The organism is Streptomyces sp. NBC_00846, from assembly GCF_045207325.1.
GTDB lineage: Bacteria > Actinomycetota > Actinomycetes > Streptomycetales > Streptomycetaceae > Streptomyces.
Map to the genome: position 1 here is coordinate 5,730,995 of NZ_CP108846.1, position 21,770 is coordinate 5,752,764.

Annotated in this window: 14 protein-coding genes, 2 rRNA genes and 2 pseudogenes; 12 read left to right on the top strand and 6 right to left on the bottom strand. The window is 65.8% G+C overall.

Translation table 11 applies throughout. From position 1 onward, the window contains the following. Window positions 1-188: 188 nt before the first annotated feature. The 4 genes and pseudogenes from OG936_RS26415 to OG936_RS26430 form a co-directional block, all read right to left on the bottom strand. Window positions 189-2,876 (bottom strand): SCO5717 family growth-regulating ATPase, encoded by a 2,688-nt coding sequence (locus OG936_RS26415; protein ID WP_406497945.1) that lies wholly within the window; start codon window positions 2,874-2,876, stop codon window positions 189-191. Window positions 2,877-3,205: 329 nt separating this feature from the next. Further along, a complete protein-coding gene (locus OG936_RS26420; RefSeq protein WP_384456853.1) occupies window positions 3,206-3,439 on the bottom strand; it encodes a DUF397 domain-containing protein in 234 nt (77 codons plus the stop codon). A gap of 95 nt (window positions 3,440-3,534) precedes the next feature. After that, window positions 3,535-4,237 (bottom strand): annotated as a pseudogene (locus tag OG936_RS26425) (hypothetical protein); the annotation flags it as partial. After that, a pseudogene (locus OG936_RS26430) lies at window positions 4,234-4,564 on the bottom strand (type VII secretion protein EccE); the annotation flags it as partial. The pseudogenes OG936_RS26430 and OG936_RS26425, both read right to left, overlap by 4 nt. A gap of 318 nt (window positions 4,565-4,882) precedes the next feature. On the opposite strand from OG936_RS26430, the gene OG936_RS26435 reads away from it, so the two are divergent. From OG936_RS26435 to OG936_RS26465, 7 genes are all read left to right on the top strand, one after another. Beyond that, the gene (locus OG936_RS26435; protein ID WP_406497948.1) at window positions 4,883-5,236 is read left to right on the top strand and encodes a DUF4333 domain-containing protein; all 354 of its coding nucleotides are present in this window, start codon (window positions 4,883-4,885) and stop codon (window positions 5,234-5,236) included. 85 nt (window positions 5,237-5,321) lie between these two features. Further along, window positions 5,322-5,624 (top strand): hypothetical protein, encoded by a 303-nt coding sequence (locus OG936_RS26440; protein ID WP_406497950.1) that lies wholly within the window; start codon window positions 5,322-5,324, stop codon window positions 5,622-5,624. 343 nt (window positions 5,625-5,967) lie between these two features. Further along, entirely contained in the window at window positions 5,968-6,258 is a 291-nt protein-coding gene (gene rpsO / locus OG936_RS26445) for a 30S ribosomal protein S15 (RefSeq protein WP_003965855.1), read from the top strand. A 346-nt stretch (window positions 6,259-6,604) separates the two neighbouring features. Then, on the top strand, window positions 6,605-8,818 hold the full coding sequence (locus tag OG936_RS26450) for a polyribonucleotide nucleotidyltransferase (RefSeq protein WP_406497952.1): 2,214 nt from the start codon (window positions 6,605-6,607) through the stop codon (window positions 8,816-8,818). Next, complete coding sequence (locus OG936_RS26455) at window positions 8,815-10,194, top strand: M16 family metallopeptidase (RefSeq protein WP_406497954.1); 1,380 nt, start codon at window positions 8,815-8,817, stop codon at window positions 10,192-10,194. The genes OG936_RS26450 and OG936_RS26455 overlap by 4 nt, the downstream gene beginning before the upstream one ends. A gap of 23 nt (window positions 10,195-10,217) precedes the next feature. Then, window positions 10,218-10,970, top strand: a complete 753-nt coding sequence (dapB, locus tag OG936_RS26460) for a 4-hydroxy-tetrahydrodipicolinate reductase (protein ID WP_406497955.1) — start codon at window positions 10,218-10,220, stop codon at window positions 10,968-10,970. Window positions 10,971-10,983: 13 nt separating this feature from the next. Next, the gene (locus OG936_RS26465; RefSeq protein WP_266905229.1) at window positions 10,984-11,469 is read left to right on the top strand and encodes a tetratricopeptide repeat protein; all 486 of its coding nucleotides are present in this window, start codon (window positions 10,984-10,986) and stop codon (window positions 11,467-11,469) included. Window positions 11,470-11,510: 41 nt separating this feature from the next. Here OG936_RS26465 and OG936_RS26470 read toward each other — a convergent pair whose 3' ends face one another. Both OG936_RS26470 and OG936_RS26475 read right to left on the bottom strand, forming a co-directional pair. Next, the gene (locus tag OG936_RS26470; protein WP_406497957.1) at window positions 11,511-12,062 is read right to left on the bottom strand and encodes a hypothetical protein; all 552 of its coding nucleotides are present in this window, start codon (window positions 12,060-12,062) and stop codon (window positions 11,511-11,513) included. Between the two features lie 93 nt (window positions 12,063-12,155). Then, a complete protein-coding gene (locus tag OG936_RS26475; RefSeq protein WP_406497959.1) occupies window positions 12,156-12,395 on the bottom strand; it encodes a hypothetical protein in 240 nt (79 codons plus the stop codon). A 186-nt stretch (window positions 12,396-12,581) separates the two neighbouring features. Here OG936_RS26475 and thyX point away from each other — a divergent pair, with 186 nt between their 5' ends. The 5 genes from thyX (at window position 12,582) to OG936_RS26500 (ending at window position 21,763) form a co-directional block, all read left to right on the top strand. Then, the gene (thyX, locus tag OG936_RS26480) at window positions 12,582-13,319 is read left to right on the top strand and encodes an FAD-dependent thymidylate synthase (protein WP_266749048.1); all 738 of its coding nucleotides are present in this window, start codon (window positions 12,582-12,584) and stop codon (window positions 13,317-13,319) included. A 152-nt stretch (window positions 13,320-13,471) separates the two neighbouring features. Continuing rightward, window positions 13,472-14,371, top strand: a complete 900-nt coding sequence (gene dapA / locus OG936_RS26485; RefSeq protein WP_406497961.1) for a 4-hydroxy-tetrahydrodipicolinate synthase — start codon at window positions 13,472-13,474, stop codon at window positions 14,369-14,371. A gap of 130 nt (window positions 14,372-14,501) precedes the next feature. Beyond that, window positions 14,502-16,187 carry a ribonuclease J gene (locus tag OG936_RS26490; RefSeq protein WP_266749051.1) on the top strand — a complete coding sequence of 562 codons (1,686 nt, stop codon included), beginning with the start codon at window positions 14,502-14,504 and terminating at the stop codon, window positions 16,185-16,187. A 628-nt stretch (window positions 16,188-16,815) separates the two neighbouring features. Further along, window positions 16,816-18,341 (top strand): 16S ribosomal RNA (locus OG936_RS26495). Between the two features lie 297 nt (window positions 18,342-18,638). Continuing rightward, window positions 18,639-21,763, top strand: a 23S ribosomal RNA gene (locus tag OG936_RS26500). Together the 16S and 23S rRNA genes form the textbook arrangement of a ribosomal RNA operon. Window positions 21,764-21,770 lie beyond the last annotated feature (7 nt).

Consider the following 21,770-nt stretch of genomic DNA (forward strand, 5'->3'; position numbering starts at 1 on the left):
CCTCGCGTCATGACTCGCACGGAGAAGGCGGGTTGATCTGTGGTTCGCCAGCTGGTGAAGCGAAGGTCTATCAGCGGTGGTCGAGCCGCGTCAACGGTCATCGAAACGGCGTGTGGTCTGCGGGAATAAGCGGAGGGCCCGCACCGTGGAAACGGTGCGGGCCCTCATTGGTTCAGACCTCTGTTGCCTTACTGCTGAGGCGCTGGCGGCGGCTGCTGCTGCCAGCCCACGGGCGGTACGGGACCCTGCAGTTCGGGCTGCCCCGGCTGACCGGGCTGCCCCGGCTGACCAGGCAGGCCGGGCTGCTGCTGGTGAGGCGGCGGCGGACCGGCGGGGCTCGCCGCGGACTGGGCCTGGGAGGGCAACGACTGCTGCCAGCCGTGCTGTTGCACTCCCGGGCCGGGCTGCGGGGGGTACGGCTGCGGGGGCTGCTGACCGCCGTAAGGTTGTTGCTGCGGCGGGTACGGCTGTTGCGGCGCGTACTGCTGGCCGGGCAGCGGCGGGGCGTACTGCGGGGGCGGATTGGAGCCGTGCGACGTCCAGAGCCCCTGCTGCTGCTGAGCGCGCGCGAAGTCCTCGGCCACCAACGCGGAGAGGTGGAAGTACGCCTCGCGGGTCTTGGGACGCATCATGTCGAGGTCGACCTCCGCGCCGGCCGCCAGATGCTCGTCGAACGGTACGACGACGACGCCGCGGCAGCGCGTCTCGAAGTGCTGCACGATGTCATCGACCTTGATCATCTTGCCGGTCTCGCGGACGCCCGAGATGACGGTGAGGGAACGCTGTACGAGTTCCGCGTAGCCGTGCGCCGACAGCCAGTCCAGCGTGGTGGACGCACTGGACGCACCGTCGACCGACGGCGTGGAGATGATGATCAGCTGGTCGGCGAGGTCCAGCACTCCGCGCATCGCGCTGTAGAGCAGACCGGTGCCCGAGTCGGTGAGGATGATCGGGTACTGCTTGCCCAGCACATCGATGGCGCGTCGGTAGTCCTCGTCGTTGAACGTCGTGGAGACCGCCGGGTCCACGTCGTTGGCGATGATCTCCAGACCGGAGGGCGCCTGCGAGGTGAAGCGGCGGATGTCCATGTACGAGTTGAGGTACGGGATCGCCTGGACCAGGTCACGGATGGTGGCCCCGGTCTCCCGGCGCACCCGGCGGCCGAGCGTGCCCGCGTCCGGGTTGGCGTCGATGGCGAGGATCTTGTCCTGCCGCTCGGTGGCCAGGGTCGAGCCGAGGGCGGTGGTCGTCGTGGTCTTGCCGACACCGCCCTTGAGGCTGATGACCGCGATCCGGTAGCAGGACAGCACGGGCGTACGGATCAGTTCGAGCTTGCGCTGCCGCTCGGCCTCCTCCTTCTTGCCGCCGAGCTTGAAGCGGGCCGCGCCGGACGGTGTACGGCTGCTCTTCGCCTTCTGCTTGCCCCGGACGAGCCGGTCGGAGGAGAGCTCCACCGCTGCCGTGTACCCGAGCGGGGCGCCGGGCACGGAACGCTCGCGCTGGTCGTGGGTGACCGGGGTCGGCCAGGCGGCCCCGGTGCGCGGGTCGACGGGCTGTCCGTGGGGCTGTTGTTGCTGCGGCTGCGGCTGCGGCTGCTGTTGCTGGGGGTGCTGTTGTTGTGGGTGCTGTTGTTGCGGCAGCTGGGGGTGGGAGGGCTGCTGGGGTACGGGCTGCTGCGGGGCGACCTGCGCCGGCAGATGGGGCGTGCCCTGGACCGGCTGCTGAGGCAGCTGGGGGACCTGGGGCGGGAGGGGCGCGCCCTGCTGCGCGGGCCACTGGTGCTGTTGGGGCGCTTGCGGCTGCTGGGGCACTTGAGGCGGCTGCGGGAAGCCGTAACCGCCCTGATGAGGCTGGTGCGGTACCTGCGGTGGCTGGACCGCGCCGGCCTGCGGGAATCCGTAGCCACCGGGCCCCTGGCCGGTCGGAGCCGGAGCGGGCCACTGCGGTGCCGCCTGGGGTGCGGTGGGCTGCGGTGCGGCGGGCTGGAAGGCAGGCGGCAGCGGCGGCAGCTCGCCTTGCGGCGGCGCCGGGGTCCAGGGGGCCGGCGCGGCGGCCGCCGGGACGTCCTGATGAGGCACCGCGTCCGCGACGGCACCCGAAGGCGCGATGGCGCCCTCCGGCTCGTCCGCGGCACCGCTCATCAGGCCGCTGCCCGGCGGATCGGCGGGTGCCGCGACGTCGGCACCGGTATCCGCGGCGGCAGCGCCGTCGGGCTCATCGGCGGGCGACTCCGCGGGTGCGTCCGCGGCTTGCGCGGAACCGGGGGCCTCGCCCGCGTCCGTACGGTCGTCACCAGCACCTACTCCGTCACCAGCACCTACTCCGTCACCAGCACCTACTCCGGCACCAGTACCTGCCCCGGCACCAATGTCCGCGGAACCCGAGTCCGCAGCCGAGCCGTCCACGCTCTTCGCCGCCGCCTCGCGCTCCGCGATCTCCCGCTTCAGCGCAGTGGGCGAGAACCGCATGGTCGCGCCGCTCTCCACATCACCGCCCCCGAACGGATCCGCCATCCCGTCGGAAGTCACCGGTCCCGGTCCCGCTCCCTCCGCAGGCGTAGAAGCAGGCGAAGGAACGGCGGAGTCACCCGCCGCGGACTGAACCGGAGTGGGCGGCGCCGGAGCCCAGTTGGGGTCGAAACCGCCCCCGGCCGACGGCGGCGCGGGCACGGACACCGGCGCCCCGCTGGGCGGCGGAGGCGGCGCCAGGTGCGATTCGGCGCCGCCCGACGAGTCCCCCGGCGCGTTCTGCGTGTACCAGGCGGGCGGGGTGTAGTCGATGGTGAACTCACCCGTCATCTCGGCGGGCTCCGCGTCGGACGACTCGTCGGCGGGCTTGTTCCAGCTCCCGCGGATCTCGTCCCGATCGCCGTTCACTTTGCCTCCTGGTGTGGTCGAGCACCCTTGTGCCGTGGTGGGTGGGGGCGACCGTTCCCGTTGTCCGATCCGCCCGGCTCTCCCCCTGGGGACGCGCATCGCCTGCCCGCAGGTTCTTCTGCTGCCCCCCGACCCACCCTAATCGTCATCGGGCTCACTGCGGCAGGCCGTACCGCACGGCAGGAACTGTCCAGTAGGTCACGCGCCGACCTCAAGTGCCCCGAGCGCGGCGGAGCACACAGACCGAAGCGGTCAATTCGCGACATATCCAGGCGTGGTGAAAGGGTGGCCGCCGTGATCGGACAGCCACCCTTTCCGTTGGCCATTGCCTACGTGAGGTCGAACTCACCGTCCCGTGCGCCCAGTACGAACGCGTGCCACTCGGCCTCCGTGTACCGCAACACGGTCTCCGGGTCCAGCGACGAGCGCATGGCGACCGCGCCGCCCGGAAGATGCGCGATCTCGACCCGTTCCTCGACGTTCTCGGTTCCCGGTGCGCTCAGCCACTCCACATCCGAGATGTCGAGAGCGTAGAGCTCTTCCTTTTCCTGCTGGGTGCCCATGTCGGCGTCCCTTCGATCGAACCGTGTCGTTCCCCGGTCATCCTCCCTGGAAGCGGCAGGCCCGGGGTTGCGAACGGAACAGTATTCAGTCCATCCCGGCGAGCAGCGCCCAGCAGGCCGGTCTCGACGTCCGTCGCGCGGGTCATCACCCAGTGGCGCTCACGGCCCGCCACCCAGAGCGTGACCCCGTCCGCCGGGGTGGGCAGGGCCTCGCTCTCGGCCCGGGCGATCCCCAGGAACCGGCCGATCCGGTCCGCCTCGGCGGGCGAGACCCGCTGGATACCCACGAGCGTCGACGCCCGCATCAACCGGGGTGCCACGGGGGCTCGAATAGGGCAGCAGCGTCAACACCGACTGCCAGGGCGAGGAGACCACCCGGCCACGGGGCGGGCGCATTCCACAGTCCCGTACCACTACCACGGGGCTGCCGACGGTCGCTCCGGTCGGCGGAACCCGGCCCACGTCATGGAGGGAGACGCACTCAGGACCGGCACCCGCGGCCTGCGCCGGAGTCGTCCACGCCTGGGTGCGCCCGGTCTCGACCGCCACCCGCGCCCCCGTAGCCGCCGCGCGCAACGCCAGCACCTGCGCGGTCCACAGGCCGCCGATCAACAGGACGTCGTACGGTGCCGGTCGGTGGCACCCGATCAACTGCGGGCGCCCCTCGGCATCGGTGCCGATGATCACGGAGTCGTCCCCGACCGGCAACGACAGCGCGCCCAGGTGCTCCGCGGCCAGCGTGTGCCCCGCGTGGCGAGGACCATGCAGTCCCCGCCTCGGCTCGGTGCGATTCGTCAATGCGCACCTCCCGGCGGGAGCGTCGCCAGCACGCCCGGCAGTTGCTCGCGGTCCAGCCGGGCCGGCCGACCTCGGCGTGCCGTGCGGCTTGCTCCAATGTCCTTCGTGCCCCGACCAGTTCGGTATCGGATCCGCCCGTGATCCGTACGTGCCCTGACACGGACGCATCGCCCTGGCGCGAACCGCGTCGCACGGTCAGGCTGAAGGCCGTCGCATACGCGGGGACCGAGGTCAGCGGCGAGACGAGGCGCGGAAGTGGAGTCGCCCCCGGCCCAACTCGGGCCATCGGTCCACCGCGTAGGCGGTGTGCCGGCGCTCGTCGCGCCGCGGCTGCACGCGCGTAGGAACGGCGACGCAGGCGGGGGAGTGCTGAGCCTTCATCCTCGCGTCGAAACTCGATGAGATCGAGATCGAGGGGCAGTTCGACAACTTCAAGAGTCAGTCTTCCCGATCCGACCCCTCGCGGGTGGAGATCGTTTGCACGTAGAGCGAAGAGTTCACGGAGCACTGTTTGTTGCTCGTTCGGACTGGAACGTTTACTGCTCCGGCCCAGGTCAGGGCGACGCTCCCGCAGCATGCCGGAGCAGCCCCGCCAAGTATGCTTCCGGCGTCTTCCTGTTTTGATCACCTGGAGGGGATCCCACCATGACCAACGCCCGTATGGCCGCAGTAACTTGGAGCCTCTCGGCCGCCGCTGTCGGCGCGCTGCTCGCCGGCTGTTCGGGCTCGGTCAGTGTGGGAAATTCCGATCCGGAACTGTCTGCGGACAAGCTGGCCACCACGGTCTCCGAGAAGCTCGCCGCCACAACGGGCCGGCCGAAGCCGGACGTCACCTGTCCCGACGACCTCGTCGGGAAGGTCGGCAACACCACCCGCTGCACGCTCACGGCGAACGACGGCAGCACCTTGGGCGTGACGGTCAAGGTTTCATCTGTCGACGGAAGCAAGATCAACTTCGACATCAAGGCCGATGACACGGCTTCTCCGGCTGCGAACTGACAACTGAGCCTTTCGCGCGCTCGACGAGTGGGCGGAGGCCGGCGAGCGCGGAGTTCGCCCGCACCTCCCACACAGACGTCGGCGTGTGCTCCAGGACGCCGCAGGGGCAGCTGAGCCTCGGCGATACGTCCTTCGGGCGGGGGCGGCCCTCGAACCAGGTGATGAGCTCGCCCTTGTCGAAGAGGCTCAGGGTGTCGGCGGCCCGAGGCCGGTGCAGATTGGACTTGCCGGACTCGCTCTCGCCGAACACCAGGAAGAACGGGTCGCGCTCGAAGCCGAGGAAGACCGGCTCCAGGTTGTTCTCGTCGATACCGAACGCGATACCCCGCTCCGGATCACCCCGTTCTGGGGGCGCTCCTGGAGATCGCCGAAACGTGTGTGCTCCTGACGCTGTCCCCTTGTGCCTCGCCGTTTTCGATCTCTATCACTCGATCCGCGCTCTCACCAGCCGACCCCGCGGGCCCACCCGGCAGAACCCGAGCTCGGCCAGGCGAAGTCAAGCCCGTCCGGCGATCGAGGACGGGGCCGTCACCGGACTCCCGGGGCCACCTCGCCCCCGACCGAACCGGCTCCGCCGAACTGGTACGCTGTGTGACGGCCGTTTGTGTACGCGCTCCCGGATCATCCTGGGATCTGCGCTCATCGGACCTTCGCCCCCGAGTAACGGAAGAACCCCTGCGATCAAGACCAGGGGCACTCGTGGACGCATCGAACATCAAAGAGGAGTACGCGTGCCGCTCGACGCCGCTACGAAGAAGCAGATCATGTCCGAGTTCGCCCAGAAGGAGGGCGACACCGGCTCCCCCGAGGTCCAGGTCGCGATGCTCTCCCGTCGCATCTCGGACCTGACGGAGCACCTCAAGACGCACAAGCACGACCACCACTCCCGCCGTGGTCTGCTGATCCTGGTCGGCCAGCGCCGCCGCCTTCTGCAGTACCTGGCCAAGAAGGACATCCAGCGCTTCCGTGCCCTGGTCGACCGCCTCGGCATCCGCCGCGGTGCGGCCGGCGGCGCCAAGTAAAACGCCGTGAAGGGAGCGGTTCCCACTACTGAGGGGGCCGCTCCCTTTGTTGTACGTACGATTGTGCGTACGTACGCATGTACGGGACATGACGGGCCTGCCCGCACGCCCGGAATGCCAAGCTGAGTCGAATCTCAGTAACCTGGTCGCAGAACGACCGGCAGAACGAACCACGGACGAGCGAGAAGCAGACCTCCCCGCCGCCGGTCCTCGGTAGTGGCCCCCGGAGTCATCGACCCGGGTGCTTCGATCGAAGACCGGCCCGCCGATGGAGGGCTTCTCCGCTACCGTCCCCCGCCACACGGGCGTGGGGGCGAGAAGACGATATGTATCGGAGAGAACGCTAGTGGAGAACGAGACCCACTACGCCGAGGCCGTTATCGACAACGGAACCTTCGGCACCCGCACCATCCGCTTCGAGACGGGCCGCCTGGCCAAGCAGGCCGCCGGCTCCGCCGTCGCGTACCTGGACGACGACACCATGGTGCTGTCGGCCACCACCGCGTCCAAGAAGCCCAAGGACCAGCTCGACTTCTTCCCCCTCACGGTGGACGTCGAGGAGCGGCAGTACGCCGCCGGCAAGATCCCCGGCTCCTTCTTCCGTCGGGAGGGCCGGCCCTCCGAGGACGCGATCCTCACCTGCCGTCTGATCGACCGCCCGCTGCGCCCCTCCTTCAAGAAGGGCCTGCGCAACGAGATCCAGATCGTCGAGACGATCATGGCGCTCAACCCCGACCACCTGTACGACGTGGTCGCGATCAACGCCGCCTCCTGCTCCACGCAGCTGGCCGGCCTGCCCTTCTCCGGCCCGGTCGGTGGCACCCGTGTCGCCCTGATCAAGGGCCAGTGGGTCGCCTTCCCGACGCACACCGAGCTCGAGGACGCCGTCTTCGACATGGTCGTCGCCGGTCGCGTCCTGGAGGACGGCGACGTCGCGATCATGATGGTCGAGGCCGAGGCCACCGAGAAGACCATCCAGCTCGTCAAGGACGGCGCCGAGGCCCCGACCGAAGAGGTCGTCGCCGCCGGTCTCGAAGCCGCGAAGCCCTTCATCAAGGCGCTCTGCAAGGCCCAGTCGGACCTCGCCGCCAAGGCCGCCAAGCCCACCGGCGACTTCCCGGTCTTCCTGGACTACCAGGACGACGTCTTCGAGGCGCTCGCCGCCGCCGTGACGTCCGAGCTGGCCCAGGCGCTCACCATCGCCGGCAAGCAGGACCGCGAGGCCGAGCTGGACCGCGTCAAGGAGATCGCCGCAGAGAAGCTGCTCCCGGCCTTCGAAGGCCGCGAGAAGGAGATCTCCGCCGCGTACCGTTCGCTGACCAAGAAGCTGGTCCGCGAGCGCGTCATCAAGGACAAGGTCCGCATCGACGGTCGTGGCGTCACGGACATCCGTACGCTCGCCGCCGAGGTCGAGGCCATCCCGCGCGTGCACGGCTCGGCGCTGTTCGAGCGTGGCGAGACCCAGATCCTGGGCGTCACCACCCTCAACATGCTCCGCATGGAGCAGCAGCTGGACACCCTCTCCCCGGTGACCCGCAAGCGCTACATGCACAACTACAACTTCCCGCCGTACTCCGTCGGTGAGACCGGCCGCGTGGGCTCGCCCAAGCGCCGCGAGATCGGCCACGGCGCGCTCGCCGAGCGCGCCATCGTGCCGGTGCTGCCGACGCGCGAGGAGTTCCCCTACGCGATCCGCCAGGTCTCCGAGGCGCTGGGCTCCAACGGCTCGACGTCCATGGGTTCGGTCTGCGCCTCCACCATGTCGCTGCTGAACGCCGGTGTGCCGCTCAAGGCCGCCGTCGCCGGTATCGCCATGGGTCTGATCTCCCAGGAGATCGACGGCAAGACCCACTACGTCGCCCTCACCGACATCCTCGGTGCGGAGGACGCCTTCGGCGACATGGACTTCAAGGTCGCCGGCACGAAGCAGTTCGTCACCGCGCTCCAGCTCGACACCAAGCTCGACGGCATTCCCGCCTCGGTCCTGGCCGCCGCGCTGAAGCAGGCCCGCGACGCCCGCCTCCACATCCTCGATGTGATGAACGAGGCCATCGACGTCCCGGACGAGATGTCCCCGAACGCCCCGCGGATCATCACCGTCAAGATCCCGGTGGACAAGATCGGTGAGGTCATCGGCCCCAAGGGCAAGATGATCAACCAGATCCAGGAGGACACCGGCGCCGACATCACGATCGAGGACGACGGCACCATCTACATCGGTGCCGCCGACGGACCGGCCGCCGAGGCCGCCCGCGCCACGATCAACTCGATCGCCAACCCGACCATGCCGGAGGTCGGCGAGCGCTACCTGGGTACGGTCGTCAAGACCACCACCTTCGGCGCGTTCGTGTCCCTCATGCCGGGCAAGGACGGCCTGCTGCACATCTCGCAGATCCGCAAGCTCGCCGGTGGCAAGCGCGTGGAGAACGTCGAGGACGTGCTCGGCGTCGGCGCCAAGGTCCAGGTCGAGATCGCCGAGATCGACTCCCGTGGCAAGCTCTCCCTGATCCCGGTCGTCGAGGGTGAAGAAGACGAGAAGAAGGACGACGCCTCCAAGTGACGTCCCGTAGTTCCGTGACGACGGCCCGCGCCTCTTCCGAGGCGCGGGCCGTCGCCCGTACCCAAACGCTTCTCAAGGGCACCAACGGCATCGGTACGGTCCGGCGAACCGTCCTTCCGGGCGGCCTCCGCGTCGTCACCGAGACCCTGCCCTCCGTCCGCTCCGCCACCTTCGGGATCTGGGCCAACGTCGGATCACGCGACGAGACCCCCACCCTGAACGGCGCGACGCACTACCTCGAACACCTCCTCTTCAAGGGCACCGCCAAACGCAGCGCCCTCGACATCTCCGCCGCCATCGACGCGGTCGGCGGCGAGATGAACGCCTTCACGGCGAAGGAGTACACCTGCTACTACGCGCGGGTCCTCGACACCGACCTGCCGCTGGCCATCGACGTCGTCTGCGACATGCTGACCGGCTCGCTGATCACCGCCGAGGACGTCGACGCCGAGCGCGGCGTCATCCTCGAGGAGATCGCCATGACCGAGGACGACCCGGGCGACTGCGTGCACGACCTGTTCGCACACACACTGCTCGGCGACACCCCCCTCGGCCGCCCCGTCCTCGGCACCGTCGACACCATCAACGCGCTCGACCGCGGCCGGATCACCCGCTTCTACAAGAAGCACTACGACCCCACACACCTGGTCGTCGCCGCCGCGGGCAACATCGACCACGCCACGGTCGTACGCCAGGTCCGCAAGGCCTTCGAGCGCGCGGGCGCCCTGTCCCGCACCGACGCCGTCCCGGTCGGCCCGCGCGCGGGCTCCCGTACCCTGCGCACCGCCGGCCGCGTCGAGCTGCTGAACCGCCGGACCGAGCAGGCCCATGTCGTCCTCGGCGTGCCGGGCCTGGCCCGTACCGACGACCGGCGCTGGGCGCTCGGCGTCCTCAACACCGCCCTCGGCGGCGGCATGAGCTCACGCCTCTTCCAGGAGGTAAGGGAGAAGCGCGGTCTCGCCTACAGCGTCTACTCGTACACCTCGGGCTTCGCCGACTGCGGACTCTTCGGCGTGTACGCGGGCTGTCGGCCCAGCCAGGTCCATGACGTCCTCAAGATCTGCCGGGACGAGCTCGACCGGGTAGCGTCCGAAGGACTGAGCGATGAGGAGATCGGCCGCGCCATCGGGCAGCTCTCCGGCTCCACGGTCCTGGGCCTGGAGGACACCGGCGCGCTGATGAACCGCATCGGCAAGAGCGAACTGTGCTGGGGCGACCAGATGTCGGTCGACGACATGCTGGCCCGGATAGCGCAGGTCACCCCCGATGACGTCCGCGCGGTCGCGGGCGAGGTCCTCGGACACCGCCCCTCGCTCTCCGTCATCGGCCCGCTCAAGGACAAGCAGGCCGACCGCCTCGACGAAGCGGTCTCCTAACCCACCCGTAAGGAAGCAGAGCAATGAGCAAGCTGCGCGTGGCCGTTCTCGGCGCCAAGGGCCGTATCGGATCCGAGGCGGTACGAGCCGTCGAGGCCGCCGACGACATGGAGCTGGTGGCCATCCTGGGCCGCGGCGACAAGCTGGAGACCCTCGCGGAAAACGGCGCCCAGGTCGTCGTCGAGCTCACCACCCCCGCGTCGGTGATGGGTAACCTCGACTTCTGCGTACGGCACGGCATCCACGCCGTCGTCGGTACGACGGGCTGGACCGACGAACGGCTCGCGCAGCTGAACACCTGGCTCTCCGGGTCTCCGGAGACCGGTGTGCTCATCGCGCCGAACTTCTCCATCGGCGCCGTTCTCACGATGAAGTTCGCGGAGCAGGCCGCCCGCTACTTCGAGTCCGTCGAGGTCATCGAATTCCACCACCCCAACAAGGCCGACGCCCCCTCGGGCACCGCCACCCGCACCGCCCAGCTGATCGCCGACGCCCGGCGGAAGGCCGGCTGCGCCCCGCAGCCGGACGCCACCATCACGGCCCTGGACGGGGCCCGCGGAGCGGACGTCGACGGCGTCCCCGTCCACGCGATCCGGCTCCGCGGTCTCCTCGCCCACCAGGAAGTGCTGCTCGGCGCCGAGGGGGAGACCCTCACCATCCGCCACGACTCCCTGCACCACAGCAGCTTCATGCCGGGCATCCTGCTCGGCGCACGCCGCGTGGTGACCACTCCCGGCCTGACGTTCGGCCTGGAAAACTTCCTCGACCTGAACTGACTGAGCCCCCGCCATGCGCGCAAAGATCACTTACTTCGTCACCGCTGCCGTCCTCGTCTTCTACTTCGTCCTGGTCGGCAGCCGTGGCATCCTGCTCATCGAGCACGGCACCCTGCTGACGGTCACCTTCGGGGTCGCGGTGCTGATCCTGCCGGTGATCGGGGTCTGGTTCCTCTGGAAGAACACCCAGTTCGTGGCGCGGGCCAACGCACTGGCCGCGGAACTCGACGCGGAGGGCGGCCTGCCGGTCGACGAGCTGATCCGTACCCCGTCCGGCCGTATCGACCGTGCCTCGGCCGACGCCGTGTTCGCACGGCGCCGCGAGGAGACCGAGGACACCCCGGAGGACTGGCGCTGCTGGTTCCGCCTGGCCGTCGCCTACCAGGACGCCAGGGACACCCCTCGGGCCCGCAAGGCCATGCAACGCGCCATCGCCCTGCACACGAGGCCCGTCCCCGGACGGGTCACACCGGCCGGATCAGGCCCATCGGGCGACTGAGGACGGAAATGGTTACCGGGCGGGCCCGGTAACCACCCGCCTCAATGCCGCCGATACTCGTCCCCCCACGCCTCGATCGTGTCCGCAGCACGGTCGAACGCCTCGCGCCGCGCCAGAAAGTCCGCATTGCTGTCGGTGAGCAGGGGCGGAATCGTTTCGCCACCCTGCCGTACGACGATCAGTGCCTGACCCTGCACCGTGCGCGGAAACCCGAGCCACTTCACCGGTTGCTGCACGGTACGGACGGCCGTGACGCGATTCCACGGCACGGTCGTCGTCCTGAAGAAGCCCACCCGCCGCACGCCGTGCCTGCTTACCCAGGCGCCGAGCCGCAGCAGTCGCAGGGCACAGACGATGACCACGAGCGCGAGTCCCAGACACATGGCGGCACCCGGCAGCTCCCCGGCGAACGCGATCACCATCCCCGCGAGCAGGACGAACGACGCGAGCAGCAACATGGAGGCCGCAGCCGCGACCCGCCAGGGCCCGGGGCGGTACGGACGCCGCCATTTGTCGTGGTCGTCGAACGGCAGCGCGATGTCCTCAGCTCTCGCGTCAAACGCGCGGTCGGCCGTCAGGAAGGGCAGGGGCACGACTGATCCTCACTCACAAGCACGCTCGATTGCTGTGCCCGGTGAGGCTACCGAGGAGGTCACCGCCCGACCACCCCAGGGGGCCCGTACGAGTCAGCGCCCGTGGGCGGCCTCCGTCTGCTGGGAGTGCGACGGGTCCTGGGCGATGCTCAGAGCGGGCAGGCCGAGGATCAGCGACCCCACGAGACCTGCGACGACCGTCAGCCCGATGAGGGAACGGTCGGCCAGCTGCGAGACACTGGTGCGCTCACGCGGGGGCGGGGTGACGTTACTGCGGAATCGGTCGGCCTCGGCTACGAACGAGAACGGGACGGATTCACGCCGGCGGAACATGAGAAGACTCTCCTTGAACCCTGGTACGGATGCTGCTATCGAGTCAGACGTACGACAGACCCGTTCGGTGCCCCGAATCACCGAATTCGTCGAAGAAATCCCGGCACGACCCTTCCAGTCCTCGTTGTCAGTGGCGGCCCGTAGAGTGGGCGCCGCCCGAGCGACGCAATTGGAAGGACCCCGCCGGTGACCGAGACCCCCGAGCCCGCAAAGCCGAGCTTCCGCAGCGATGTCACCGTTGAGCTGGTGAAACATGCCGCAGGCGACTCCGACGTCCTGTTCGCGGCCCGTGTCTCCACGGCCGGGGAACAGTCCCTGGAGGAGGTCACCAAGGACCCTGAGCGGTCCAAGGGGCTCATCAACTTCCTGATGCGCGACCGGCACGGCAGCCCGTTCGAGCACAACTCGATGACCTTCTTCATCAGCGCCCCGATCTTCGTGTTCCGCGAGTTCATGCGCCACCGCGTCGGCTGGTCGTACAACGAGGAATCGGGCCGTTACAGGGAGCTGGAACCGGTTTTCTACGTCCCGGGCGAGTCCCGCAAGCTCGTCCAGCAGGGGCGCCCCGGGAAGTACGAGTTCGTCGAGGGCACCCAGGCCCAGCAGGAGCTCACCGGCCGCATCATGGAGGACTCGTACCGCCAGGCGTACGAGGCCTACCAGGAGATGCTGGCCGCGGGAGTGGCCCGCGAGGTCGCCCGCGCGGTGCTCCCCGTCGGCCTGTTCTCCTCGATGTACGCCACATGCAACGCCCGCTCGCTGATGCACTTCCTCGGCCTGCGCACCCAGCACGAGCTGGCCAAGGTGCCCTCGTTCCCGCAGCGGGAGATCGAGATGGTCGGGCAGCAGATGGAGGAGCACTGGGCCCGTCTCATGCCGCTCACCCATGCAGCCTTTAACAAAAACGGACGTGTAGCCCCGTAAGCGGTGTCCGTATTGCAGCGTTTCGTGAAGTTCATCTAGGCTGATCAAACGGACCCGGCACTGCTTGAACCCCCGAGCAGGCAGTGCCGGGCTCCTATTGCGTGTCCCCCCGAGGGGGCATTGGGCGCTGAGCAGCGAGTAGCGTGTTACCCATGGCTCCGATCTCCACTCCGCAGACCCCCTTCGGGCGGGTCCTCACCGCTATGGTCACGCCCTTCACGGCGGACGGTGCACTCGACCTCGACGGTGCCCAGCGGCTCGCCACCCATCTGGTGGACGCAGGCAATGACGGCCTGATCATCAACGGCACCACCGGCGAGTCCCCGACCACCAGCGACGCGGAGAAGGACCAGCTCGTCAGGGCTGTACTGGAAGCAGTGGGGGACAGGGCCCACGTCGTCGCCGGCATCGGCACCAATGACACCCGGCACAGCATCGAGCTCGCGCGCACGGCCGAGCGCTCCGGCGCCCACGGCCTCCTCGCGGTGACGCCCTACTACAACAAGCCGCCGCAGGAAGGCATCTTCCGGCACTTCGCGGCCATCGCCGACGCCACCGGGCTGCCGGTGATGCTCTACGACATCCCCGGCCGCAGCGGTGTACCGATCGACACAGAGACACTGGTACGGCTCGCCGAGCACCCGCGTATCGTCGCCAACAAGGACGCCAAGGGCGACCTCGGCCGCGCAAGCTGGGCCATCACCCGATCGGGCCTGGCCTGGTACTCCGGCGACGACATGCTGAACCTGCCGCTCCTCTCGGTCGGCGCCATCGGCTTCGTCTCCGTCGTCGGCCACGTCGTCACCCCCGACCTGCGCGCCCTCATCGAGGCGTACCTCGGCGGCGATGTCCAGAAAGCCACGGAGATCCACCAGAAGCTCCTGCCGGTCTTCACCGGCATGTTCCGCACCCAGGGCGTGATCACCACCAAGGCCGCACTGGCCCTCCAGGGCCTCCCCGCAGGCCCGCTGCGCCTCCCCCTGGTGGAACTCACCGCACAGGAAACGGCGCAGCTCAAGATCGATCTCGCCGCCGGTGGGGTACAGCTGTAACCACAGACTTCACAACTGAATAAGCGAAGAACACTCGCAAGAGCGACAACACCAGACAACAGCAAGTGCACGAATGACATGCGCGCCACGTGCCCAAGCGGTACGTGGCGTGTGTGGTAAGGAGAGTCTTTTGAGTCATCCGCATCCCGAACTCGGCACCCCGCCGAAGCTCCCGAAGGGCGGCCTCCGGGTCACCCCGCTCGGCGGCCTCGGCGAAATCGGCCGCAACATGACGGTCTTCGAGTACGGCGGCCGCCTGCTCGTCGTCGACTGCGGGGTTCTCTTCCCGGAGGAGGAGCAGCCGGGAATCGACCTGATCCTGCCGGACTTCACCACGATCCGGGACCGTCTCGACGACATCGAGGGCATCGTCCTCACGCACGGCCACGAGGACCACATCGGTGGTGTCCCGTACCTGCTGCGCCTCAAGCCGGACATCCCCCTCATCGGCTCCAAGCTGACCCTCGCGCTGATCGAGGCGAAGCTCCAGGAGCACCGCATCCGCCCGTACACTCTCGAAGTCGCGGAGGGCCAGCGCGAGCGCATCGGAGTCTTCGACTGCGAGTTCGTCGCGGTCAACCACTCCATCCCGGACGCACTCGCGGTCGCCATCCGCACACCCGCGGGCATGGCCGTCGCGACCGGTGACTTCAAGATGGACCAGCTCCCGCTGGACGGCCGGCTCACTGACCTGCACGCGTTCGCCAGGCTGAGCGAGGAAGGCATCGACCTTCTTCTCTCCGACTCCACCAACGCGGAGGTTCCCGGCTTCGTACCGCCCGAGCGGGACATCTCCAACGTCCTGCGCACGGTCTTCGCCAACGCCCAGAAGCGCATCATCGTGGCGAGCTTCGCCAGCCACGTGCACCGCATCCAGCAGATCCTCGACGCGGCCCACGAGTACGGCCGCCGGGTCGCCTTCGTCGGCCGCTCGATGGTCCGCAACATGGGCATCGCCCGTGATCTGGGATATCTGAAGGTCCCCGCGGGCCTGGTCGTCGACGTCAAGACCCTCGACGACCTGCCGGACGACGAGGTGGTGCTGGTCTGTACGGGATCCCAGGGCGAGCCGATGGCCGCACTGTCCCGTATGGCCAACCGCGACCACCAGATCCGGATCGTCCAGGGCGACACGGTGATCCTGGCGTCGTCCCTGATCCCGGGCAACGAGAACGCGGTCTACCGCGTGATCAACGGCCTGACCCGCTGGGGCGCCAACGTCGTCCACAAGGGCAACGCCAAGGTCCACGTTTCGGGCCACGCCTCGGCCGGCGAGCTGCTGTACTTCTACAACATCTGCAAGCCGAAGAACCTGATGCCGGTCCACGGCGAGTGGCGCCACCTCAGGGCCAACGCCGAACTGGGCGCCCTCACCGGTGTCCCCAAGGACCACATCGTCATCGCCGAGGACGGCGTCGTCGTCGACCTCATCGACGGCAAGGCCAAGATCGTCGGCAAGGTCCAGGCCGGTTACGTGTACGTCGACGGCCTTTCGGTCGGGGACGTCACCGAGACCTCCCTCAAGGACCGCCGGATCCTCGGTGAGGAGGGCATCATCTCCGTCTTCATCGTGGTCGACAGCTCCTCCGGCAAGATCACGGGCGGCCCGGACATTCATGCCCGCGGCTCCGGCATCGACGACTCGGCGTTCAGCGCCGTCGCGCCGAAGATCGAGGAAGCGATCAACAGGTCCGCCCAGGACGGCGTGATGGAGCCCCACCAGCTCCAGCAGCTGGTCCGCCGCACGGTGGGCAAGTGGGTCTCCGACACCTACCGCCGGCGCCCGATGATCCTTCCGGTCGTCGTCGAGGTCTGACCTCGACAGGCGCGAACTCCGGAGCGGGGCCCCCGATTTGCATCAGGGCGCCCCGCTCCAGTACGTTTACGGCTCCGCCTGACCGGGAACCACCCCGCGCACTCGTGCGTCGTGGCCACCCCGATAGGGGCGGGAATTCCGACTCAGAACTTCTGATAAAGTCGGATCCGCCGAAAGGCAAGGTCACTCCAAAGGCCACCAGAATTCAAATTCGAACCGGAAACGGAACGGAAAAGAGTCTGGTAAGGTTGGAACCGCCGGAAAGGGAAACGCGAAAGCGAAGAACTGGAAAGCGAACCCGCTTCGACCGGGAATCGGACACGAAAGAGTCTGATAGAGTCGGAAACGCAAGACCGAAGGGAAAGCCCGGAGGAAAGCCCCAGAGAATGTTCTGCGGGTGAGTACAAAGGAAGCGTCCGTTCCTTGAGAACTCAACAGCGTGCCAAAAGTCAACGCCAGATATGTTGATACCCCGGCCTGCTTCGGCAGGTTGGTGGTTCCTTTGAAAGTCCTGCCGGGCCTCACGGTTCCGGTAGGCAATTACACAGCGAGGACGCTGTGAACGATCGGTCTTATTCCGGCTGATCGTTCCGCTCTCGTGTTGTGTTGTCCCGATTACGGGAAAACATTCACGGAGAGTTTGATCCTGGCTCAGGACGAACGCTGGCGGCGTGCTTAACACATGCAAGTCGAACGATGAAGCCCTTCGGGGTGGATTAGTGGCGAACGGGTGAGTAACACGTGGGCAATCTGCCCTTCACTCTGGGACAAGCCCTGGAAACGGGGTCTAATACCGGATGACACTCTGTCCCGCATGGGACGGGGTTGAAAGCTCCGGCGGTGAAGGATGAGCCCGCGGCCTATCAGCTTGTTGGTGGGGTGATGGCCTACCAAGGCGACGACGGGTAGCCGGCCTGAGAGGGCGACCGGCCACACTGGGACTGAGACACGGCCCAGACTCCTACGGGAGGCAGCAGTGGGGAATATTGCACAATGGGCGAAAGCCTGATGCAGCGACGCCGCGTGAGGGATGACGGCCTTCGGGTTGTAAACCTCTTTCAGCAGGGAAGAAGCGAAAGTGACGGTACCTGCAGAAGAAGCGCCGGCTAACTACGTGCCAGCAGCCGCGGTAATACGTAGGGCGCAAGCGTTGTCCGGAATTATTGGGCGTAAAGAGCTCGTAGGCGGCTTGTTGCGTCGGTTGTGAAAGCCCGGGGCTTAACCCCGGGTCTGCAGTCGATACGGGCAGGCTAGAGTGTGGTAGGGGAGATCGGAATTCCTGGTGTAGCGGTGAAATGCGCAGATATCAGGAGGAACACCGGTGGCGAAGGCGGATCTCTGGGCCATTACTGACGCTGAGGAGCGAAAGCGTGGGGAGCGAACAGGATTAGATACCCTGGTAGTCCACGCCGTAAACGTTGGGAACTAGGTGTTGGCGACATTCCACGTCGTCGGTGCCGCAGCTAACGCATTAAGTTCCCCGCCTGGGGAGTACGGCCGCAAGGCTAAAACTCAAAGGAATTGACGGGGGCCCGCACAAGCAGCGGAGCATGTGGCTTAATTCGACGCAACGCGAAGAACCTTACCAAGGCTTGACATACACCGGAAAGCATCAGAGATGGTGCCCCCCTTGTGGTCGGTGTACAGGTGGTGCATGGCTGTCGTCAGCTCGTGTCGTGAGATGTTGGGTTAAGTCCCGCAACGAGCGCAACCCTTGTTCTGTGTTGCCAGCATGCCCTTCGGGGTGATGGGGACTCACAGGAGACTGCCGGGGTCAACTCGGAGGAAGGTGGGGACGACGTCAAGTCATCATGCCCCTTATGTCTTGGGCTGCACACGTGCTACAATGGCCGGTACAATGAGCTGCGATGCCGCGAGGCGGAGCGAATCTCAAAAAGCCGGTCTCAGTTCGGATTGGGGTCTGCAACTCGACCCCATGAAGTCGGAGTTGCTAGTAATCGCAGATCAGCATTGCTGCGGTGAATACGTTCCCGGGCCTTGTACACACCGCCCGTCACGTCACGAAAGTCGGTAACACCCGAAGCCGGTGGCCCAACCCCTTGTGGGAGGGAGCTGTCGAAGGTGGGACTGGCGATTGGGACGAAGTCGTAACAAGGTAGCCGTACCGGAAGGTGCGGCTGGATCACCTCCTTTCTAAGGAGCACTTCTTACCGGGCTTGCCTGGTCAGAGGCCACTACGTCGGCAAATGTTCGACGGTGGTTGCTCATGGGTGGAACGTTGACTATTCGGCACGACAGGTTGTTGTTCACTAGTACTGCTTCGGCGTGGAACGTGGGGATGACCGGTCGGGTCGGGCACGTTGTTGGGTATCTGAGGGTACGGCCGTGAGGTCGCCTTCAGTTGCCGGCCCCAGTGAACCTGTTCTTCGGAGCGGGGTGATGGGTGGCTGGTCGTTGTTTGAGAACTGCACAGTGGACGCGAGCATCTGTGGCCAAGTTTTTAAGGGCGCACGGTGGATGCCTTGGCACCAGGAACCGATGAAGGACGTGGGAGGCCACGATAGGCCCCGGGGAGCTGTCAACCGAGCTTTGATCCGGGGGTGTCCGAATGGGGAAACCCGGCAGTCGTCATGGGCTGTCACCCGCTGCTGAACACATAGGCAGTGTGGAGGGAACGAGGGGAAGTGAAACATCTCAGTACCCTCAGGAAGAGAAAACAACCGTGATTCCGGGAGTAGTGGCGAGCGAAACTGGATGAGGCCAAACCGTATGCGTGTGATACCCGGCAGGGGTTGCGCATGCGGGGTTGCGGGAGTTCTCTTGATCAATCTGCCGATTGGTCGACGAGTCAGAAACCGTTGATGTAGGCGAAGGACATGCGAAAGGTCCGGCGTAGAGGGTAAGACCCCCGTAGCTGAAACATCAACGGCTCGTTTGAGAATTTCCCAAGTAGCACGGGGCCCGAGAAATCCCGTGTGAATCTGGCGGGACCACCCGCTAAGCCTAAATATTCCCTGGTGACCGATAGCGGATAGTACCGTGAGGGAATGGTGAAAAGTACCGCGGGAGCGGAGTGAAATAGTACCTGAAACCGTGTGCCTACAAGCCGTGGGAGCGTCGCTGTATGTGCTTGCACATGCAGTCGTGACTGCGTGCCTTTTGAAGAATGAGCCTGCGAGTTTGCGGTGTGTTGCGAGGTTAACCCGTGTGGGGAAGCCGTAGCGAAAGCGAGTCCGAATAGGGCGTTTTAGTAGCACGCTCAAGACCCGAAGCGGAGTGATCTAGCCATGGGCAGGTTGAAGCGGAGGTAAGACTTCGTGGAGGACCGAACCCACCAGGGTTGAAAACCTGGGGGATGACCTGTGGTTAGGGGTGAAAGGCCAATCAAACTCCGTGATAGCTGGTTCTCCCCGAAATGCATTTAGGTGCAGCGTCGTGTGTTTCTTGCCGGAGGTAGAGCACTGGATAGGCGATGGGCCCTACCGGGTTACTGACCTTAGCCAAACTCCGAATGCCGGTAAGTGAGAGCACGGCAGTGAGACTGTGGGGGATAAGCTCCATGGTCGAGAGGGAAACAGCCCAGAGCATCGACTAAGGCCCCTAAGCGTACGCTAAGTGGGAAAGGATGTGGAGTCGCAGAGACAACCAGGAGGTTGGCTTAGAAGCAGCCACCCTTGAAAGAGTGCGTAATAGCTCACTGGTCAAGTGATTCCGCGCCGACAATGTAGCGGGGCTCAAGCGTACCGCCGAAGTCGTGTCATTCCAGCGTATAGGGCCAACGCCTGCTGGGATGGGTAGGGGAGCGTCGTGTGCCGGGTGAAGCAGCCGCGGAAGCGAGTTGTGGACGGTTCACGAGTGAGAATGCAGGCATGAGTAGCGATACACACGTGAGAAACGTGTGCGCCGATTGACTAAGGGTTCCTGGGTCAAGCTGATCTGCCCAGGGTAAGTCGGGACCTAAGGCGAGGCCGACAGGCGTAGTCGATGGACAACCGGTTGATATTCCGGTACCCGCTTTGAAACGCCCAATACTGAATCAGGCGATGCTAAGTCCGTGAAGCCGGCCCGATCTCTTCGGAGTTGAGGGTAGTGGTGGAGCCGACGAACCAGACTTGTACTAGGTAAGCGATGGGGTGACGCAGGAAGGTAGTCCAGCCCGGGCGGTGGTAGTCCCGGGGTAAGGGTGTAGGCCGTGTGGTAGGTAAATCCGTCACACGTTAAGGCTGAGACCTGATGCCGAGCCGATTGTGGTGAAGTGGATGATCCTATGCTGTCGAGAAAAGCCTCTAGCGAGTTTCATGGCGGCCCGTACCCTAAACCGACTCAGGTAGTCAGGTAGAGAATACCGAGGCGTTCGGGTGAACTATGGTTAAGGAACTCGGCAAAATGCCCCCGTAACTTCGGGAGAAGGGGGGCCATCACTGGTGAGGAGACTTGCTCTCCGAGCTGGGGGTGGCCGCAGAGACCAGCGAGAAGCGACTGTTTACTAAAAACACAGGTCCGTGCGAAGCCGTAAGGCGATGTATACGGACTGACGCCTGCCCGGTGCTGGAACGTTAAGGGGACCGGTTAGCCGACTTTCGGGTCGGCGAAGCTGAGAACTTAAGCGCCAGTAAACGGCGGTGGTAACTATAACCATCCTAAGGTAGCGAAATTCCTTGTCGGGTAAGTTCCGACCTGCACGAATGGCGTAACGACTTCTCGACTGTCTCAACCATAGGCCCGGTGAAATTGCACTACGAGTAAAGATGCTCGTTTCGCGCAGCAGGACGGAAAGACCCCGGGACCTTTACTATAGTTTGATATTGGTGTTCGGTTCGGCTTGTGTAGGATAGGTGGGAGACTTTGAAGCGGCCACGCCAGTGGTTGTGGAGTCGTCGTTGAAATACCACTCTGGTCGTGCTGGATGTCTAACCTGGGTCCGTGATCCGGATCAGGGACAGTGTCTGATGGGTAGTTTAACTGGGGCGGTTGCCTCCTAAAGAGTAACGGAGGCGCCCAAAGGTTCCCTCAGCCTGGTTGGCAATCAGGTGTTGAGTGTAAGTGCACAAGGGAGCTTGACTGTGAGACCGACGGGTCGAGCAGGGACGAAAGTCGGGACTAGTGATCCGGCAGTGGCTTGTGGAAGCGCTGTCGCTCAACGGATAAAAGGTACCCCGGGGATAACAGGCTGATCTTCCCCAAGAGTCCATATCGACGGGATGGTTTGGCACCTCGATGTCGGCTCGTCGCATCCTGGGGCTGGAGTCGGTCCCAAGGGTTGGGCTGTTCGCCCATTAAAGCGGTACGCGAGCTGGGTTTAGAACGTCGTGAGACAGTTCGGTCCCTATCCGCTGTGCGCGTAGGAATATTGAGAAGGGCTGTCCCTAGTACGAGAGGACCGGGACGGACGAACCTCTGGTGTGCCAGTTGTTCTGCCAAGGGCATGGCTGGTTGGCTACGTTCGGAAAGGATAACCGCTGAAAGCATCTAAGCGGGAAGCCTGCTTCGAGATGAGTATTCCCACCAACTTGATTGGTTAAGGCTCCCAGTAGACGACTGGGTTGATAGGCCAGATGTGGAAGCCCGGTAACGGGTGGAGCTGACTGGTACTAATAGGCCGAGGGCTTGTCCTCAGTTGCT

Bases quoted from the DNA above. Each gene is read 5' to 3' on its own strand.
- OG936_RS26420 (WP_384456853.1), bottom strand. From the start codon at position 3,439: ATGGGCACCCAGCAGGAAAAGGAAGAGCTCTACGCTCTCGACATCTCG.
- OG936_RS26435 (WP_406497948.1), top strand. From the start codon at position 4,883: ATGACCAACGCCCGTATGGCCGCAGTAACTTGGAGCCTCTCGGCCGCC.
- dapB (WP_406497955.1), top strand. From the start codon at position 10,218: ATGAGCAAGCTGCGCGTGGCCGTTCTCGGCGCCAAGGGCCGTATCGGA.
- OG936_RS26465 (WP_266905229.1), top strand. From the start codon at position 10,984: ATGCGCGCAAAGATCACTTACTTCGTCACCGCTGCCGTCCTCGTCTTC.
- OG936_RS26475 (WP_406497959.1), bottom strand. From the start codon at position 12,395: ATGTTCCGCCGGCGTGAATCCGTCCCGTTCTCGTTCGTAGCCGAGGCC.
- dapA (WP_406497961.1), top strand. From the start codon at position 13,472: ATGGCTCCGATCTCCACTCCGCAGACCCCCTTCGGGCGGGTCCTCACC.